Origin of the sequence: Duganella vulcania, from assembly GCF_009857655.1 — a bacterium.
Classification (GTDB): Bacteria; Pseudomonadota; Gammaproteobacteria; order Burkholderiales; family Burkholderiaceae_D; genus Rugamonas; species Rugamonas vulcania.
In genome coordinates this window covers 47,190-65,714 of sequence record NZ_WWCX01000003.1, presented here as the reverse complement: position 1 = coordinate 65,714, position 18,525 = coordinate 47,190, and the positions used below count along the sequence as shown (strand labels likewise).

General features: G+C 65.8%; 14 protein-coding genes and 4 tRNA genes. 12 read left to right on the top strand and 6 right to left on the bottom strand.

Going from position 1 to position 18,525, the window contains the following annotated elements; genetic code table 11:
• Window position 1: 1 nt before the first annotated feature.
• Complete coding sequence (locus GTP90_RS04730; protein ID WP_161082407.1) at window positions 2-739, top strand: hypothetical protein; 738 nt, start codon at window positions 2-4, stop codon at window positions 737-739.
• Between the two features lie 99 nt (window positions 740-838).
• Here GTP90_RS04730 and GTP90_RS04725 read toward each other — a convergent pair whose 3' ends face one another.
• From GTP90_RS04725 to rnr, 4 genes are all read right to left on the bottom strand, one after another.
• Window positions 839-1,516, bottom strand: coding sequence for a YceH family protein (locus tag GTP90_RS04725; protein WP_161082406.1), 678 nt, complete (start codon window positions 1,514-1,516; stop codon window positions 839-841).
• Between the two features lie 11 nt (window positions 1,517-1,527).
• On the bottom strand, window positions 1,528-2,274 hold the full coding sequence (gene cysE / locus GTP90_RS04720; protein WP_161082405.1) for a serine O-acetyltransferase: 747 nt from the start codon (window positions 2,272-2,274) through the stop codon (window positions 1,528-1,530).
• A gap of 124 nt (window positions 2,275-2,398) precedes the next feature.
• Window positions 2,399-3,145: a 23S rRNA (guanosine(2251)-2'-O)-methyltransferase RlmB gene (rlmB, locus tag GTP90_RS04715; protein ID WP_117009938.1), complete on the bottom strand. Its 747-nt coding sequence runs from the start codon at window positions 3,143-3,145 to the stop codon at window positions 2,399-2,401.
• Window positions 3,146-5,617, bottom strand: a complete 2,472-nt coding sequence (gene rnr / locus GTP90_RS04710; RefSeq protein WP_161082404.1) for a ribonuclease R — start codon at window positions 5,615-5,617, stop codon at window positions 3,146-3,148.
• 342 nt (window positions 5,618-5,959) lie between these two features.
• Between rnr and GTP90_RS04705 the strand changes: the two genes are divergently transcribed.
• Window positions 5,960-6,044: transfer RNA gene (locus tag GTP90_RS04705), tRNA-Leu, on the top strand.
• A 58-nt stretch (window positions 6,045-6,102) separates the two neighbouring features.
• On the opposite strand, the gene GTP90_RS04700 is transcribed toward GTP90_RS04705, so the two are convergent.
• On the bottom strand, window positions 6,103-7,698 hold the full coding sequence (locus GTP90_RS04700) for an ATP-binding protein (RefSeq protein WP_161082403.1): 1,596 nt from the start codon (window positions 7,696-7,698) through the stop codon (window positions 6,103-6,105).
• Between the two features lie 201 nt (window positions 7,699-7,899).
• Between GTP90_RS04700 and GTP90_RS04695 the strand changes: the two genes are divergently transcribed.
• The 3 genes from GTP90_RS04695 (at window position 7,900) to GTP90_RS04685 (ending at window position 8,487) form a co-directional block, all read left to right on the top strand.
• A tRNA-Leu gene (locus GTP90_RS04695) sits at window positions 7,900-7,984 on the top strand.
• Between the two features lie 161 nt (window positions 7,985-8,145).
• Window positions 8,146-8,230, top strand: a tRNA-Leu gene (locus GTP90_RS04690).
• 172 nt (window positions 8,231-8,402) lie between these two features.
• Window positions 8,403-8,487 (top strand) — tRNA-Leu (locus GTP90_RS04685).
• 56 nt (window positions 8,488-8,543) lie between these two features.
• Here the strand turns inward: GTP90_RS04685 and GTP90_RS04680 are convergent.
• On the bottom strand, window positions 8,544-9,392 hold the full coding sequence (locus GTP90_RS04680; protein WP_161082402.1) for an NAD(P)H-binding protein: 849 nt from the start codon (window positions 9,390-9,392) through the stop codon (window positions 8,544-8,546).
• Between the two features lie 128 nt (window positions 9,393-9,520).
• Between GTP90_RS04680 and GTP90_RS04675 the strand changes: the two genes are divergently transcribed.
• The 7 genes from GTP90_RS04675 (at window position 9,521) to GTP90_RS04645 (ending at window position 18,398) form a co-directional block, all read left to right on the top strand.
• A complete protein-coding gene (locus GTP90_RS04675; protein WP_175047974.1) occupies window positions 9,521-9,940 on the top strand; it encodes a winged helix-turn-helix transcriptional regulator in 420 nt (139 codons plus the stop codon).
• A 79-nt stretch (window positions 9,941-10,019) separates the two neighbouring features.
• Window positions 10,020-12,218: an ATP-binding protein gene (locus GTP90_RS04670; RefSeq protein ID WP_161082401.1), complete on the top strand. Its 2,199-nt coding sequence runs from the start codon at window positions 10,020-10,022 to the stop codon at window positions 12,216-12,218.
• Between the two features lie 133 nt (window positions 12,219-12,351).
• Complete coding sequence (locus tag GTP90_RS04665) at window positions 12,352-13,473, top strand: GGDEF domain-containing protein (protein ID WP_308937296.1); 1,122 nt, start codon at window positions 12,352-12,354, stop codon at window positions 13,471-13,473.
• Between the two features lie 3 nt (window positions 13,474-13,476).
• Window positions 13,477-13,680 (top strand): hypothetical protein, encoded by a 204-nt coding sequence (locus GTP90_RS04660; protein WP_161082400.1) that lies wholly within the window; start codon window positions 13,477-13,479, stop codon window positions 13,678-13,680.
• Window positions 13,681-13,748: 68 nt separating this feature from the next.
• Window positions 13,749-14,312: a phasin family protein gene (locus GTP90_RS04655; RefSeq protein WP_161082399.1), complete on the top strand. Its 564-nt coding sequence runs from the start codon at window positions 13,749-13,751 to the stop codon at window positions 14,310-14,312.
• Window positions 14,313-14,433: 121 nt separating this feature from the next.
• Window positions 14,434-16,074, top strand: a complete 1,641-nt coding sequence (locus GTP90_RS04650; RefSeq protein WP_161082398.1) for a VRR-NUC domain-containing protein — start codon at window positions 14,434-14,436, stop codon at window positions 16,072-16,074.
• On the top strand, window positions 16,062-18,398 hold the full coding sequence (locus GTP90_RS04645; protein ID WP_161082397.1) for an ATP-dependent DNA helicase: 2,337 nt from the start codon (window positions 16,062-16,064) through the stop codon (window positions 18,396-18,398). The genes GTP90_RS04650 and GTP90_RS04645 overlap by 13 nt, the downstream gene beginning before the upstream one ends.
• Window positions 18,399-18,525 lie beyond the last annotated feature (127 nt).

The following is an 18,525-nucleotide window of genomic DNA, read 5'->3' as shown; positions in this document are numbered from 1 at the left end:
CGTGGCAGACAAACACTTCCTGAGCGCCGCGCTGCTGGCGGCCGCCGTGGCGGCGCTGCCGGCCACGGCGGCGGAAACGGACACCGGATCGGAGCAGGTTGTCATCATCAACGGCAGCCGCAGCCCGGAAATGCAGCCTTACCGCTACATGCTGTCCGGCCTGGACGCCTTCGACAGCGAGCACGCGTTGGCGCCGAATGCGCAGCAACTGCGCTTCCGCCTGCACGCCAAGAAGAAGGCGCCCGCTGGCAGCTTCGACAACCTGGTGGTGCGCCTGTCCGGCAACGAGACCGACATCCCGGTGCCGCTGGCGGAGGACCACAGCTTCACGCTGCCGCGCAGCGCGGAGGCGGAACGCGACAACGCCGACGTGGTGCTGAACCAGAAGAAGAGCTACTACGGCTGGATGCCGGACGTGCGCAGCGCCGGCGTGCCGGCCGACATGCGGCGCCTGGGCGACATCCGGCTGGAGTGCCGGGTGCTGGTCGCGATCGCGAAGAACTACATCCCCTTCCTGGTGCGCGCGACGATCAACACCCTCATGCTGACCACCGACTGGTGCTCGTTCAAGGACTTCGATATGAGCATGCGCAGCGACCGCGCGATCGCCAGCGCCACGCTGGTGGATGGCGCGCACAGGCTGGAGCTCAAAGTCGGCGAGGATGGGAAAAACTACTCGGTGCCGCTGAACGACAAAGCCTACTCGAACGATGCCCTGATCGAGTTCACCTACGAGTAAACCCGCTGGGGTCAAGTCTGACATTCGGACACGAGCTCTGCTGTAGCGACGCGCTACAGCAGAGCTCGTGTCCGAATGTCAGACTTGACCCCAAATTGTTTATTCGAATTGTTTGCGGAATTCAGCGAACTGCGCGGTCAAGTCTTCGACTTGCTGGCGCAGTTGCTGGACTTCGTGCTCAAGCGCGGCCACGCGGCCGCCCTGCCCCGCCGCGCTGACCGAGCCGCCCAGGCTGGCTGCGGTTTCTTCCCGCGCCAGCGCGTCTTCGCCGCCCAGCAGCTGGCCGTAGCGCGGCTCCTTGGTGCCGGGCGCCAGCGCCAGCCGCGAGACCAGCGGCGGATATTTGTCGATCAGGAATTGCAGCGCCAGCTCGACGTCGCCCACCGACTTGAAGTCGTGCAGGCGGCCGGTGCGGGTGCGGATCTCGCCGGCGGTCTGCAGGCCGCGCAGCATCAGGATGGTCAGCACGGCCAGCTTGTCCTGCTCCAGCGACCATTTGATGCGCATGCGGTGCTCGTACTTGGTCACGCGCGCGCCCGCCTGCGTGATGCCATTGACGTACTTGCGTTGCATCAGCCGCTGCAGCACGTCGGCCACCGTCTCTTCCGACAGCGCCATCACCGGATCCCGGCTCGACAACTGGTTACAGCCGTTGACCAGCGCATTCAGCGACAACGGATAGTTATCCGGCGTCAGCGCCTCCTTCTCGGCCAGCACGGCCAGCACGCGGATTTCAAACGGGTCCAGCACTTCCACGCCATCGGGCGACGATTCCATATGCGGCTTCCTTATTCAACGAGTTTGTTGAGTTGGTCTGGATTCAATTTATCACAGTCGGGCACGCCCTGACAGTGCAAGCCCGCCGCCTTCATGGTGGCGAGGATGCGTTCGATCTGTTCTTCCTGCTTGACGGCGTGGTTGATCAACCCGTGCAGCGCCTTCGACAGCGGATCGTCGCCGTTCGGCGTGACGCCGTAGGCGCTGAACAGGTTGGCCGTGGCGCTCACCGCCGAGGCCGGCTCCTTCTGCACGATGTGCGCCGGATTGCCGACCGCCGTGGCGCCCGGCGGCACCGGCTTCAACAGCACGGCGTTGGAGCCGACCTTGGCGTATTCGCCCACCGTGAAGCCGCCCAGCACCTTGGCGCCGGCGCCGACGATGACGCCGCGCGCCAGCGTCGGATGGCGCTTGGTGCCGGTGTGCAGCGAGGTGCCGCCCAAGGTCACGCCCTGGTAGATGGTGCAGTCGTCGCCCACTTCGGCGGTCTCGCCGATCACCACGCCGAAGCCGTGGTCGATGAACACGCGACGGCCGATGCTGGCGCCCGGGTGGATCTCGATGCCGGTGACGATGCGCGCCAGGTAGGAAATGAAGCGCCCCAGCCATTTCATCCTGCGCGTCCAGCACCAGTGCGCCCAGCGGTGCATGACGATGGCTTGCAGGCCGGGGTAGCAGGTCAGCACTTCCCAGGCGTTGCGGGCCGCGGGGTCGCGTTCGATGATGCTGTTGATGTCTTGGCGCAGATGATGGAACATGGGGTGTACGATATTGCAACTGAAACGCTCATGGTAGCGTATTCGGTCGGTGGTTGCTGGGAGGCGGCTTGCAGGGAGGGAAAACCAGCGGCCCTCGTAGCAGGCCGCCGGCTGGTCGTATCGCTTAGATCTCTTTGGCGATACGCTGGCGGCGTGCCTCGTACAGACAGACGCCGGATGCGACGGAAACGTTCAGGCTTTCGACCGAACCAAACATTGGAATGCTGACCAGCATGTCGCAGGTCTCGCGCGTCAGGCGGCGCATGCCCTCGCCTTCCGAACCCATGACCAGCGCGGTCGGGCCGGTGAAGTCGGCTTCGTACAGGCCTTTCTCGCCGTCGTCGGAGGTACCGATCAGCCAGATGTCGCGGTCCTTCAGGTCGCGCAAGGTGCGCGCCAGGTTGGTGACGGTGATGTATGGCACGGTCTCGGCCGCGCCGCTGGCGACCTTGGCGGCGGTGGCGTTCAAGCCCACCGCGCGGTCCTTCGGCACGATCACCGCGTGCGCGCCGACGCCGTCGGCCACGCGCAGGCAGGCGCCCAGGTTGTGCGGATCGGTGATGCCGTCCAGGACCAGCAGCAGCGGCGGGCCTTCGATGGCGTCCAGCAGTTCGTCCAGGTTGCGCGCCAGCGCGAGCTGCGAGGCAAACGCGATCACGCCCTGGTGGCGGCGGGTGCCGACAATCTTGTCGAGGCGGGCCGAGTCAACCGGCATCACGCGCACGCCGGCCGCCTTGGCGTTGGCGATCAGGTCCTTCATGCGGCGGTCATCGCGACCCATGTCGACAAAAATCTCTTCCACGGACGAGGCCTCATGACGCAAACGCGAGGTCACGGCGTGGAAACCAAAAATCATTTTATTCTTACTCATTTATCGCTTCTTTTTACTTTTTGAGACAGTCTTCGCTGCTCGGGGTGCTACCGGAGCAGCCGCCCCGGCATTAGTCTTGCGTCCGCCGCGCGACTTGGCGGCGGGCTTGGCCGCGGCCGGCTTGGCGCCAGTCCTGTCGGACTGGCCTTTGGCAGGCTGCGCTTTCGGCACGGCCGGACCAGGCTTGATGTTGGTCTTGCGGTCCTTGGACGGCGCGTCGCCTTTCTCGGCGCGTGGCGGCGGCGCATCGGCACCGGCCAGGCGCAGGTCGATCTTGCGCGCTTCCAGATCCACGCGCACCACCTGCACGCTGACGCGGTCGGTCAGCTGGAACTTCTTGCCGGTGCGTTCGCCGCGCAGTTCGTGGCGGGCGTCGTCGTACTGGAAGTAATCGGCGCCGAGGTCGGTCACGTGCACCAGGCCTTCAACGAACAATTGGTCCAGCTGCACGAAGATGCCGAAGGTGGTCACGCCGGTGATGATGCCGGTGAATTCCTCGCCCAGCTTGTCCTGCATGAAGTAGCACTTGAGCCAGGCTTCGACATCGCGCGACGCCTCATCGGCGCGGCGCTCGTTGGCCGAGCAGTGCACGCCCAGCGCGTCCCACACGGTCAGGTCGACGGCTTTTTTCTCTTTGCCCTCGGCCTTGTCCTTGGCCTGCTGCTTGCGGGTGGCGTTCGAGACGTTGGTGTTCAGCACGCTGGTGCTGGCCACTTTCGGCTCGTACTTCTTACCCAGCAGGATGGCCTTGATGGCGCGGTGCGTCAGCAAGTCCGGGTAGCGGCGGATCGGGCTGGTGAAGTGGGCATAGGCCTCGTACGCCAGGCCGAAGTGGCCGATGTTGTCGGGCGAGTAGACCGCCTGCTGCATCGAGCGCAGCAGCATGGTCTGCAGCAGCGAGGCGTCCGGACGCTCCTTGACCTGCTTCATCAGCGCGGCGTAGTCGCCGGCGGTCGGCTTGTCGCCGCCGTTCAGGTTCAGGCCCACCTGCTTGAGGAAGGTGCGCACCTGCTTGAGCTTTTCAGCGGTCGGGCTGGCGTGGATGCGGTAGGTGCCGGGATGCTTGTGGCGGATCAGCAGGTCGGCCGCGCAGACGTTGGCGGTCAACATGCATTCCTCGATCAGCTTGTGGGCGTCGTTGCGGGTGCGCGGAATGATCTTCTCGATCTTGCCCGACGGGTTGCAGACGATGTAGGTCTCGGTGGTCTCGAAGTCGATCGCGCCGCGCTCGGTGCGCGCCTTCAGCAGCGCGTGGTACACCTCGGACAGGTTCAGCAGGTGCGGCACGATGCCTGGACGGCGCGCGGCCTCGGGGCCCTTGGTGTTGCCGAGGATGTCGGCAACTTCGGTGTAGGTCAGGCGCGCGGCCGAGTGGATCACGGCCGGATAGAACTGGTAAGCCTTGATCTCGCCCTTGGCGGTGACGACGGCGTCGCACACCAGCGTCAAACGGTCGACCGCCGGGTTCAGCGAGCACAGGCCGTTGGACAGCTTCTCCGGCAACATCGGAATCACGCGGCGCGGGAAGTAGACCGAGGTGCTGCGCTCCAGCGCGTCCGCGTCAAGCGCGTCGTTCGGCTTGACGTAGTGGCTGACGTCGGCGATCGCGACGATCAGGCGGTAGGCGTTGCTGCGGCCGATCTTGACCGGTTCGCAGTAGACCGCGTCATCGAAGTCGCGCGCGTCTTCGCCGTCGATGGTGACCATCGGCACGTCGCGCAGGTCGACGCGGTCGGCCAGGTCGGCGTCGCGCACGTGGTCCGGCAGCTTGTTGGCCTGCTTGAGCGCGCCGTCCGAGAACACGTGCGGCACGCCGAACTTGCGCACGGCGATTTCAATTTCCATGCCGGGGTCGTCCAGCGAGCCCAGGATTTCAACGATCTTACCGACCGGTTGCTTGAAGCGCATCGGCTGCTCGGTCAATTCGACGCTGACGACCTGGCCCGACTTGGCCTTGCCGATCGAGCCTTCGACCAGGATGTCCTGGGCGATGCGCTGGTCTTCCGGCGCGACGATCCAGGCGCCGTTTTCGTTCAACAGGCGGCCGATGATGTGGGTGTTAGCGCGCTGCACCACCTCGACGATGGTGCCTTCCGAGCGGCCGCGGCGGTCGACGCCGACCACCTTGGCCAGCACGCGGTCGCCATGCAGCACTTTCTGCATTTCCTTCTCAGGCAGGAACAGGTCCTCGCCCGGCTCGTCCGGGATCACGAAACCGAAGCCGTCCTTGTGGCTGCTGACGCGGCCGGAGATGAAACCGGTTTCGGTGGCCAGCGAGAAGTGGCCGCTGTCGTCGGAGATGATCTGGCCGTCGCGCTGCATGGCGTTCAGGCGGCGCGACAGGACGGCCTGGGCCTCGGTCGCGACCTTCAGCGACTTCGACAGTGCGCGCAGATCGAGCGGCGCCTTGGCGCTGCGGAAGATGCCGAGAATTTCCTCCCGGCTGGGAATGGTATGGGTAGATTGGTTCAAAAGTATTTCTGTAGTTATTATTGACAGTGTTCAGAGGAAATCCGGCCTGGCAAAATCGTCAGGTGCATATATATGACACGACGACAGGCGTAGTGTACTTGGAAACGCCCTGATTGACTAATTTGCGGATCGCGTTGCGGATTCCGGTGGATTTTTCAGGTCGGGCCATTTGACATCCCGCAAAATTCCTCTATAATCTTGGTCTCTCGCAGCGACAACGTTGAAAAACGGTGGCAAAGCGGGAACTGCTAGACAGGGTTGATGTGCAGTATGGAACGAAAGTTCATCTGGCGCGAAACTCTCCCCGTCGCTATAATAGCAGAGTTGTTAAGAAGCATCAGTGCCCACGTGGCGGAATTGGTAGACGCGCATGGTTCAGGTCCATGTGCCGCAAGGTGTGGGGGTTCGAGTCCCTCCGTGGGCACCACAAATTCCGCAAAAAAGCCTCCATCGAGCTGAAAAGCAGATGGGGGCTTTTTTCATTGTCAAGCCGGCGCCGTGCTCCACTCCAGTTTGAGCTGGGCGCCGATCTCGCGCAGCAGTTCGTGCTCGTCGACCGGCTTGCCAAGGAAGGCGTTGGCCCCCACCTGCAGCGAACGCTCCTCCTCTTCCGGCGTCGAACTGGCGGAAATTATCACGACCGGCATGTGGCTGGTGCGGGCGTCGGCGCGCAGGCGGCGGGTGGTTTCGATGCCATCCATGTCCGGCATCACCATATCCAGCAGTACCATGTCCGGCAAGTTGGCCTGCATCTGGCGCAGCGCCGCGACGCCGCTGTCGGCCTCCAGCATGCGGAAGTCCAGCGCGCCCAGCAGGTCGCGCAGCAGGGCGCGATTGGTGGCCACGTCGTCCACCACCATGATGGTCTTGCGCGGCCCCAGGTAGCCCGTGGCGTTGTGGCCGTCGCTGCCGGCCGGGGCCGGCGCCTCCGCCAGCGGCGCGGAGACGTCGAACCAGAAGCGGCTCCCCTGCCCCAGCGTGCTTTCCACCTTGAGTTCGCCACCCATCAGGCGCACCAGCTGGCCGCTGATCGCCAGGCCCAGGCCGGTGCCGCCGGCGCGCCGCGCCGTGTCGCCCACCTGTTCGAATGGCCGGAAGATGGTCTCCACATGATCGGGCGCGATGCCGATGCCGTCGTCGCGCACTTCGAAACGCAGCGCCGCCATGCCGGGCGGAGCGCCCGGCATGGGCATCACGCGCAGGCGCACGGTGCCGCGATCGGTGAACTTGACGGCGTTGCCCAGCAAATTCAGCAGCACCTGGCGCAGCCGGGTCTCGTCGATGCTGATCGCCACCGGCAGCCCGGCCACCAGTTCCAGCTCGAAGTGCAGCTGCTTCTGCTCGGCGCGCACACGCATGATGTCGGCCACCACCGACAGCAAGTCGCCCAGCAGCACCGGCCTGGGATGGAATTCCATCCGGCCCGCCTCCACGCGCGACAGGTCGAGCACGTCGTTGATCAGGGCCAGCAAGTGCTGGCCGCCCTGCTGTATCGTGCCGACGCCGGAGCGCTGCGCCGGCGTCAAGCCCTTGTCGCGCTTGAGGATTTGCGTGTAGCCGAGGATGGCGTTGAGCGGCGTGCGCAGCTCGTGGCTCATCGAGGCCAGGAAGGCGCTCTTGGCGCGGTTGGCCACCTCCGCGCGCTCCATGGCGGCGCGCAGCTCGCTGTTGACCTTCTGCAGCTCGGCGTTGACGGCAGCCAGCTGCGCAGGACTGGGAATGCGCAATGCCACCGGCACCAGCCGCACCAGCACCAGCGCCGTGACCACCGAGGCGGCGGCGGTGATCGCCTTCAGGATCACCGACAGCCAGTAGTCGGGATGCCAGATCACCCAGATGTCGGCCAGGTGCGTGCTGCCGCAGGCCAGGATGAAGGCGCCGAAGGCGATGAACATCCAGTCGAACGGCATATCGCGGCGCTTGCGGATGAAGTACAGCAGCGTGACGGGGATGGTCAGGTAGGCCAGCGCGATCAAGCCATCGGAAATCACGCTCATCCAGAGGATGGACGGCGTCCATAAAAAACAGTGGCCGTGCGGCATGAAGCCCTGGCTTCCGAACCAGTTGCTCAATGTATCCATGGCCTACCTCCTTGGTCTCAGATGACGGGGCCAGCACTCAGGAGCTTACGAAAGTGTGAGCAAACAAGCAAGCAGCAAATCCGCGCTGCGGTTTTCTGCAATCTTTCTCAAAAATCAGCATTTCGTCCTTGACGAGCGCGCGCCGCTCCCCTATGATTCTGGCCTCTGTTGCAGAACACGCAGCAGAAAAGCAGTAACAGTGCCCACGTGGCGGAATTGGTAGACGCGCATGGTTCAGGTCCATGTGCCGCAAGGTGTGGGGGTTCGAGTCCCTCCGTGGGCACCACAGAATTCCGCGAAAAGCCTCCATCGAGCTGAAAAGCAGATGGGGGCTTTTTTCATTGCGGGGCCCTTATTTTACGCCCCGCCCTTGACGGCGCCGCCGCCATGCGGCATGATGCTGCCTCTGTTGCAGAACACGCGGCAGAGAGTAGCAAGCAGTACAGTGCCCACGTGGCGGAATTGGTAGACGCGCATGGTTCAGGTCCATGTGCCGCAAGGTGTGGGGGTTCGAGTCCCTCCGTGGGCACCACAGAATTCCGCAAAAAAGCCTCCATCGAGCTGAAAAGCAGATGGGGGCTTTTTTCATTGGCGCCACCGGAAATTATTTCATAAAAGCACGAGATCTCTATTGACGAGGTAGCCGCCCTCCTTTAAGATTCGGGCCTCTGTTGCAGAACACGCGGCAGTAAAGCAGTAACAGTGCCCACGTGGCGGAATTGGTAGACGCGCATGGTTCAGGTCCATGTGCCGCAAGGTGTGGGGGTTCGAGTCCCTCCGTGGGCACCATAGAATTCCGCAGAAAAGCCTCCATCGAGCTGAATAGCAGATGGAGGCTTTTTTCATTACAGCGCCGCTTTGACGGCGTCCGCCAGCGAGATGGTGGGATGGCCGATCAGCTTGCCCAGCGTGCCGCTGCCGTCGTACAGCGCGCCCTTGGCGGCTTGCGCATCCGAATCGGCGATCAGGTCGGCCAGCGGCGCCGGCAGGCCCACGCTCACCAGCATTTCACGGTAATCCTGCTGCGGCAGGTTGTGGAAAGGGATCTGCTTGCCCGACTGGCGCGACACTTCCGCCGCCAGCTCGCCCAGCGTGAACGCCTGGTCGCCCGCCAGCTCGTACACCTGCTGCACCGGTCCGGCGCTGGCCAGCACGGCCGCCGCCGCGTCGGCGTAATCGGCGCGGGCCGCCGCGGAGATGCGCCCTTCCCCGGCGCCGCCGGCCAGCGCGCCATGCGCCAGCGCCGCGCCCAAGCCGCCCGTGTAGTTCTCGACATACCAGCCATTGCGCAGCAAGGTGTACGGCAGGCCGGAGGCACGCACGGCCGCCTCGGTCTCGCGGTGCTCGGCGGCCAGCGCCAGCGGCGACGTGTCCGCGTGCAGCACGCTGGTGTAGGCCAGCAGGCCGGCCTTGGCGCGCACGGCGGCGTCGACAACGTTGCGGTGCTGCGGGCCGCGCTGTCCGAGCTCGCTCGAGGAAATCAGCAGCACCTTGGCCGCGCCCTGGAAGGCGGCGTCCAGCGAGGCCGGATCGGCATAGTCGGCGCGCCGCACCTGCACGCCCTGCGCGGCCAGGTCGGCCACCTTGGCGACATCGCGCACGGCGGCGACGATCTGCGCGGCCGGAACGGTTTTCAGCAGGCGGGCGATCACCAGACGGCCCAGTTGGCCACTTGCACCAGTAACGATAATCATGTTTTTCTCCTTTGAACAGGCTGCCACGGGGAGGTTTCCGCGCGGTTGGTGCTATGATAGGGTCTACACTTACTAATTGTAAGTACGCACAAAATGGTAAGTACCCCATCCAACCGGAGGAAGCCCAGATGAACCAAGTCAAATCAAGCCGCTCACTGCGCAAGGTGCTGGCCAGCAACCAAGGCGATCCACGCGCCCACGTGCTGGCGGCGGAATGCCCGTCGCGCGCCGTGCTGGGCCACATCACCAGCCGCTGGGGCGTGCTGGTGCTGGTGGTGCTGCTGGACGGCACCCACCGCTTCAGCCAGCTGCGCCGGGAAATCGGCGGCGTCAGCGAGAAGATGCTGGCGCAGACGCTGGACGCGCTGGCCACGGACGGCCTGGTGCTGCGGGTGGCGCAGCAGGTGGTGCCGCCGCACGTGGAGTACAGCCTGACGCCGCTGGGGCGCCAGGCGGCCGAGCGGCTGGAGGTGCTGGTCGATTGGATCGAGGACAATTTCCCGCTGATCCAGCAGGCGCAGCAGGCCGCCGCCCTGGCCGCGGCCTAGTCTTCCTGAAAGGCTTGACCGGGACCGCCCATCCTGTGACACTGGCTGCATCAAGTACTGCGGAGCGGATACCCCACCCATGATGCAGCCGTTACCTCCCGACCAGCCCAACGTCGTGTTGATCGCCACCAACACGAGCTACGATCTCGCCACGCTCAGGACCATGCTGGCCCCGCACGGCCTGGCGGTCGAGCAGGTGCGGCGCGGCGACGAGGCCCTGGCGCTGGCCACCGGCGGCAAGGTCGCCCTGGCGCTGCTGGACGTGGCGCTGGCCGGCAGCGCGCGGCTGGAGTTGTGCGGGCGCCTGCGCGACGCCTGCGGCGGCAAGCTGCCGCTGTTCCTGTTGTCCTCCACACCCTCGCCCGAGGAGCGCGAGCGCGCCCGCGAGGCCGGCGTCAGCGCCTACCTGCCGCTGTCCTTCCCCACCGAGGACCTGGCTGAGAAAATCCTGCTGCAACTGAAGGCGATCACGCCCGCGCCGGCGCCAGACGGGCTGCCGAGCATGGCGACGCTGGAGGTGAACTACCACCACATGCTGGCCGGCTCGCCGGACGCCATCCTGCTGATGCAACGCGGCAGCAACCGCGTGCTGGACGTCAACCGCGCCACCCGCCTGCTGTTCGGCATGACCGAAACCGAGCTGCTGCAGGCCAGGCTGCCGGAGCTGTGTCCGCCGCGCCAGCCGGACGGCCGCGCCTCGTCCGAGGCGTTTGCCGGCTATGTCGACCGGGTGATGGCGGGTGGCGTGCAGGTGTTCGAGCTGACGGTGCTGCACAGTTCCGGCCGCCAGGTGGCGTGCGAACTGCGCATGGTGCCGCTGAACACGCCCGAGCACCGGGTGATGCATGTACGCATCGTCGACGTCAGCAGCCGCAAGCGGGCCGAGGAACTCCGCGACGGCAAGAACCTGGTGCTGGAAATGATCGCGCGCGGCGCGCCGCTGAAGGACACGCTGGAGCAGCTGGCGCGCCTGATCGAAGCCCAGGCGCCCCCGGTGCTGTGCTCGGTGATGCTGGTGGCGCCGGACGGCGTCACGCTGCAGGTGGCCGCCGCCCCCAGCCTGCCGGCCGCGTACCTGGCAACCGTCGACGGCCTGCCGTCGGGCCCGGTCGCCGGCTCCTGCGGGACCGCCGTGCACCGCAAGGAGACCGTGGTGGTCAGCGACATCCTCAACGATCCGCTGTGGGCGCCCTACAAGGAGACGGCCGTGCAATACGGCCTGCGCGCCTGCTGGGCCATGCCGATCCTGCTCGATCCCGGCACCGTGCTGGGCAGCTTCGCCATGTACTACCGCGAACCGCGCAGCCCGACCAACGAGGACCGCCAGCTGATCAAGGCCGCCACCCACCTGGCCGGCATCGCCATCGCCAGCACCCGGCGCGAGGCCGAACTGCTGCGCCACCGCGAGCACCTGGAAGAGCTGGTGCAGGCCCGCACCGCCGAACTGCAGCGCGCCAAGGAGGATGCCGAGCACGCCAACGAGGAACTGTCGACCGCGCTGGAGAACCTCAGCATGACGCAGGAAGAGCTGGTGCGGCGCGACAAGCTGGCCGCGCTGGGCGCGCTGGTGGCCGGCGTGGCCCACGAGCTCAACACGCCGATCGGCAACTGCCTGACCATGGCCGGCAGCATGAGCGAACGCACGGAGGCGCTGCGGCGCGACCTGGACGGCGGCCTGCGGCGCTCGGTGCTGGCCGAATATCTGCAACAGGCCGCCGACGCCGACGACGTCGTGCTGCGCAACCTGAAACGCGCGGCCGCGCTGGTGGACAGCTTCCGCCGCACCGCGGTCGACAACACCAGCTCGCAGCGCAGCCGCTTCGTGCTGGGCGACCTGGTGGCGCAGCTGCTGCAGGCCAGGCAGGCCGAGGTCAAGCAGCACGGACTGGAACTGGTGGAGGAGATCGAACACTGGCTCGAGCTCGACAGCTATCCCGGCCCGCTGGGCCAGGCGCTGGAAAACCTGATCGACAATTGCATCGCGCACGCTTTCGAGGGCCGCACGCAGGGCACCATCACGATCCGCGCCCAGGACATCGGCAACGGCGAGATCGCCGTCTCGGTCGGCGACAACGGCGTCGGCATCCCGGCCGCCAACCTGGCGCGCATCTACGATCCCTTCTTCACCACCCGGCTCGGCGCCGGCGGTTCCGGCCTGGGCCTGTACATCACGCACAACATCGTCACCGGCGTGCTGGGCGGACGCATCGAGACCATCAGCACGCCGGAGGCCGGCACCACGGTCACCCTGCGGCTGCCGCGCGTCGCGCCGTGCTGAGGCGGCCCCAATAATTTTCTTTCTCGCAATTATTGCGGTCGTATAATAGGTTGCGGCAAGACCGGCAACCAGCCGGCAGTCAGCGGGGAGACCATCAGTGCACCCACATCCTGCCCAGACAGAGAAGATGGACATGGCAAGCCTGCGCTGCGAATTTCGCGACGCCGCGGCCGAGCGGGCGTTCCTGCGCCACCACCTGGCCATGACGCAGGCGCAGCTGCGCGTGACCTTTGTCTTCTGCTCCCTGTTTTACCTGTGCTTCGCCGCCTCCGACATAGCATGGCTGGGCTACAGCGTGCGCACGGCGATGCTGATCGGCGCGCGCCTGGCCGTGGCCGGCGTGGCCTTGGGCAGCCTGATCGTGCTGCGGCGCCGGCCCGGCTCGATTCCCGTCACGCGCGGCGTGGCCAGCGTGGTGGAAATAGCCGGCGCGGCCGGCTTCCTGCTGATCGCCGCGCTGCGCCCCGCCGAGTTTGCGCTGCATGCGATCTCGATGTCCATCGTGGTCACCGTGATCTACATCTACATTCCGAACCGCCTGCTGTACGCGGCCGCGATCGCCGCACCGGCCACGCTGGGCTTCATCATGCTGGCCATCCAGCTGGGCGACCTGCGGCGGGTCGAGCTGGGCACCATGGCCGCGCTGCTGACGCTGACCAACCTGTTCGGCTACGTGGCGGCGCGCCGCTACCAGCAGCTGCTGCGCGACGAGTACAAGGCCCAGATGGTGCTGAAGAACCTGTCCGTGCGCGACCCGCTGACCGGCTGCTACAACCGGCGCCACCTGCACGAGCAACTGCTGGAAACGGAAATCGCCCGCGCCCAGCGCTACCGGCTGTGCCTGACGGTCATCATGAGCGACCTGGACCACTTCAAGGTGGTCAACGACACCTACGGCCACAACGGCGGCGACGCCGTGCTGCAGCGCTTCGGCGCGCTATTGCAATCGATGACGCGCGACGGCGTCGACAGCGTGGTGCGCTACGGCGGCGAGGAATTCCTGCTGATCCTGCCGGAGACCGACCTGGCCGGCGGCGCGCTGCTGGCCGAGCGGCTGCGGCACGCGCTGGCCGACACGCCGGTCGAGCACGAAGGACGGCAGATCGCCATCACGGCCAGCTTCGGCGTGGCCAGCATCGATTTCGCCACCTCGGCGCACGACGCCCACCTCAACATGATCGCCGCCGCCGACGAATTGCTGTACGCTGCCAAGAATGGCGGCCGCAACCGCGTCTGCACCCGACAACTGACTTAAGACATGATCCACATCAAACGAAGCGTGGCCATTCTGCTGGCCCTCTGCTGCACCAGCCTCAACGCAGGCCCGGCGCCCTGGTACAAATGGCGCAGCAAGATCGACAACTACCTCAGCTGCTCGCAGACGCCGCTGGGGCCGGGCTGGGTCAAGGACTCTGGCCCCTATAAAGATAGCCGTTGCGAAAAGTTGGTTCTTGCTAAATAATGGACCAGCACTCACAGGGGGAACCCCAGGGCAGTACTGGCTACATTTCATCATCTTGAGGAGACTGTATGTTTACGAATCCCGAACAATTTGCCAACGCCACCAAAGCACTGTTTGAATTTCAGCTCGAGACCTTCAACACCCTGACCAGCAAAGCCGTCCAAGGCGTCGAGCAAGTCGTCGCCCTGAACATGGCCACCGCCAAGACCCAGCTGGAAGACGGCCTCGCCGCCGGCAAGGAAATCAGCCAGGCCACCGACCCGAAAGCCGCGATGTCGCTGGCCGCCGCCAAGGTCCAGCCCGGCATGGCCGGGGCCGCCGCCTACAACCAGCAGCTGGGCACGATCATCGCCGAGATCCGCGAAGAATTCACCCGCGCCGCCGACGCCCACATGACCGAAGCCAAAAGCACGCTCAGCGCGCTGATCTACGACGTCACCAAGAACGTGCGTCCCGGCTCGGAAAACGCCGTGCAGATCGTCAAGACCGCGATCGACAACGCCTTCAACGGTTACGAACAAGTCACCACGGCCACCAAGCAGGCCGTGCAGGCAGTCGAAGCGCAGATCGCCAAGGCCAGCGAACTGGTCGAGAAAAACACCGTCAAACCGGCCAAGGCCGCGAAAAAATAAGCTGTCCAGTCTCCTCCCGCCAGCCAGGCCCGCGCGCCTGGCTTTTTATTTTGCTGGGCGTGCGCCGCCAAATGCGATATACTGTACATAAACACAGTTAATCGCGCAGCTATCCCCGGCAATGATCAAAGTTCTGGAAAATCCCTTTTATTACCTGGACAACTTCCATCAGGTACTGACGTGGATAGGCGCGCGCTACGACGATTTGCTCAACGCCGAGGAGCGCGCCTTCATCACCGCCTTCCCCACGCTGCCGCAAGCGTCGCGCGCGCTGTTCGTGCGCATGGTGATGCGCAAGGGGACGGTGTTCCGCGCCAGCAAACTGGTGTACGCGGAAATCGGCAGCACGCACGAGGCGGCCCGTCCGCTGGCAGCCCTGGGCCTGATCGAGGAAGACCCGGCACTTGACCTGGAACAGTTATTCGAGCTGCTGCAAAAGCCCGAGATCGGCAAGATCTTCCAATTGCCGCCCCACCTGCGTCAACTGCGCAAGGCCGATCAACTGGAGGCGCTGCGCGCGCAGTACGAGGGCGAGCACCGCTACTCCAACTGGTACCAGGACTCGGGCGACCACTGCTACCGCAACCTCACGCAGGAACTGTGCGACCGCCTGCGCCTCATCTTCTTCGGCAACTACCACCAGGACTGGACCGAGTTCGTACTGTCCGACCTGGGCATCTACCAATACGAAAAAGTGGACTTCTCGCCGGCCGCGCGCGGCTTCCGCAGCCGGCGCGACATCGACGACTTCCTCGCGCTGCGCCGCTGCTACGAGCGCTTCGTCGATGGCGAGGCGCCGGCCGACGTGATCCGCGACCTGCCGCCCTGCCCCGACGATAACGAATGGCTGCGCAGCCGCCGCGACAAGCTCACCTTCCAGATCGCCCAGCATCTCGAGAAGCTCGGCGACTGGCCGGCCGCGCACCAGCTGTACGCCGGCTGCGACTACCCCGGCGCCCGCGCGCGCGCCGTGCGCGTGCTGGAGAAAGACGAACAACCGCGCGCCGCCTTCGAGCTGCTGCAAACGGCATTGCTGGCGCCCGAAAGCGAAGCGGAGCGCCAGCAGCTGCTGCGCATGGCGCCACGCCTGGCGCGCAAGCTGGGCCACGCCAAGCCGCCGCCGCAAACGCCCGCGCAACCGCAGCGCATCGACCTGAGCCTGCCTCCACCACCGGAGCCGAACTACGTCGAGTTCGTCGTGCGCGACCATCTTACGCGCGACGACGCCCCGGTCTACTACGTCGAGAACGCACTGATCAATTCGCTGTTCGGCCTGCTGTGCTGGGACGCCGTGTTCAGCCCCATCCCCGGCGCCTTCTTCCATCCCTACCATCGCGGCCCGGCCGACCTGCACAGCGCCGATTTCCAGCGCCGCCGCGCGCAGCAGTTCGCCGCCGCGCTGTCCCAGCTGGACGGCGACCAGTACCGCGCCACGATACGCGCCAACTTCGCCGCCAAGGCCGGCATCCAGTCGCCCTTCCTGTACTGGGAGGCGCTGGACCCGGCGCTGCTCGACCTGGCGCTGGACTGCATCCCGGCGCTGCACCTGAAGCGCGCCTTCGAACGCATCCTGGCCGACATCAAGGCCAACCGCAGCGGCTTCCCGGACCTGATCCAGTTCTGGCCGGCCGAGCGCCGCTACAACATGATCGAGGTGAAAGGCCCCGGCGACCGCCTGCAGGACAACCAGCTGCGCTGGATCGACTACTGCGCCACGCACGACATGCCGATCTCGGTCTGCTACCTGCAATGGGCGGCATGAGCGCGCAGCCCCGGTACACCATCGCCGTGCGCGCGCTGTGCGAGTTCACCGCCAAGACCGGCGACCTCGACCTGCGCTTCACACCCTCGCCCACCGCGCAGGAAGGCATCGCCGGCCACGCCGTCGTGACGTCGCGGCGCGGCGACGATTACCAGACCGAGCTCGCGCTGTCCGGCGATTTCGGCCCGCTGCGCGTGCGCGGCCGCGCCGACGGCTACGATGCGCGCGCCAACCGCATCGAGGAAATCAAGACCTATCGCGGCGACCTGAAGAAGATGCCCGACAACCAGCGCCAGCTGCACTGGGCGCAGGTCAAGGTCTACGGCCACCTGTTGTGCCAGGACCAGGGACTGGACAAGGTCAACCTGGCGCTGGTCTACTTCGACATCGGCAGCCAGAAGGAAACCGTGCTGCAAGAGACGCATACCGCCGCCAGCCTGCAAGCCTGGTTTGAACAGCAGTGCACGCTGTTCCTGCAATGGGCGCAACAGGAACTGTCGCACCGCGCCGAACGCGACGCGCAGCTGAAGGCGATGCGCTTCCCGCATGGCGACTTCCGCCCGGGCCAGCGCCAGCTGGCCGAGGCCATGTACAAGGCCAGCAAGCGCGGCTTGTGCCTGCTGGCGCAAGCGCCCACCGGCATCGGCAAGACCGTCGGCAGCCTGTTCCCCATGCTGAAGGCCAGCGCCGAGCATGGCGTCGACAAAGTGTTCTTCCTGGCCGCGAAGACCTCGGGCCGGCAGATGGCGCTGGACGCGGTCGAAGTGATCCGCGCGGGCGCGCCGCTGCTGCCGCTGCGCACGCTGGAGATGGCGTCCAAGAGCACCGCCTGCGTCAACCCGGACAAGGCCTGCCACGGCGATTCCTGCCCGCTGGCCAAGGGCTTCTATGACCGCCTGCCGGCCGCGCGCCAGGCCGCGCTGGACATCATGCTGCCGCCCGCGTCCGGCGTCGGCGCGACCCTGCTCGCGCTGGACCGCGACACATTGCGCGCGGTCGCGCTGGCGCACGACGTCTGCCCCTACTACCTGAGCAGCGAGATGGCGCGCTGGTGCGACATCGTCATCGGCGACTACAACTACTACTTCGACCTCAGCGCCATGCTGCACAGCCTGACGCTGCTCAACGACTGGAAGGTCAACGTGCTGGTGGACGAGGCGCACAACATGGTCTCGCGCGCGCGCAAGATGTACTCGGCCGACATGGAGCATGCGTCGCTGCGCCTGCTGCGCAAGGTGGTGCCGGAGGAACTGAAGAAGCCGCTGGACCGCGTGCACCGCCAATGGAACCAGCTGGAGAAGGACCAGACGGCCGAGTACCAGTCGCACGCCACGCTGCCGGAAAAATTCATGGGCGCGCTGCAGACGGCGGCCACCGCCATCGGCGACTACATGGCCGAGCGCCCGTCGTACGTCGACGCCGACCTGCAGGAGTTCTATTTCAACGCGCTGCTGTTCACGCGGCTGGCCGAGAGCTTCGGCGACCACGCGCTGTTCGACATCGAAAAATCCGAAGGCGCGCGCGCCAGCCATTCCAACTCCGTGCTCTGCATCCGCAACATCGTGCCGGCGCCCTTCCTCAAGCCGCGCTTCGAAAGCACCCACACCACCGCGCTGTTCTCGGCCACGCTCAGCCCATGGAACTACTTCGGCGACATGCTCGGCATGCCCGACACCACCGCCTGGGTCGATGTCGAATCGCCGTTCGTGGCCGAGCAGCTGTCGGTGCAGGTGGCCGCGCACATCTCCACGCGCTACCAGCACCGCCAGCAATCGCTGCGCCCGATCGCCGAGCTGATGGGCGAGCAGTACCGCCGCCAGCCCGGCAACTACCTGGCCTTCTTCAGCAGTTTCGACTACATGGAAAAGGCCGCCAACCAGTTCGCCGAACATTACCCCGAGGTGCCGGTGTGGCGCCAGTCGCGCCGCATGGACGAGACGGAACGCGCGCAGTTCCTGGCCCGCTTCACGCTCGACAGCGCGGGCATCGGTTTCGCGGTGCTGGGCGGCTCCTTCGGCGAGGGCGTGGACCTGCCCGGCGCGCGCCTGATCGGCGCCTTCGTCGCCACGCTCGGCCTGCCGCAGATCAATCCGGTCAACGAGCAGATCCGCCAACGCATGGACGCCATCTTCGGCGCCGGCTACGACTACACCTACACCTACCCCGGCATGCAGAAGGTGGTGCAGGCGGCCGGCCGCGTGATCCGCACGCAGTCGGACCGCGGCACGGTCTACCTGATCGACGACCGCTTCGGCCGCCCGGAAATACAACAGCTGATGCCGGCCTGGTGGCGCATCGAACGCAGCGCCGCGCCGGCGCAGTGAATCGGCGCTTGTCCGTCCATAGCCATATGCAATCAACAGTCGCAAACATGTCTGCTATATTGGGTTGACTGGTGTTCCACGCGCCCCGCCTCTGCGCGTATGGCAGGTGATTGTCGACTCACCCAGA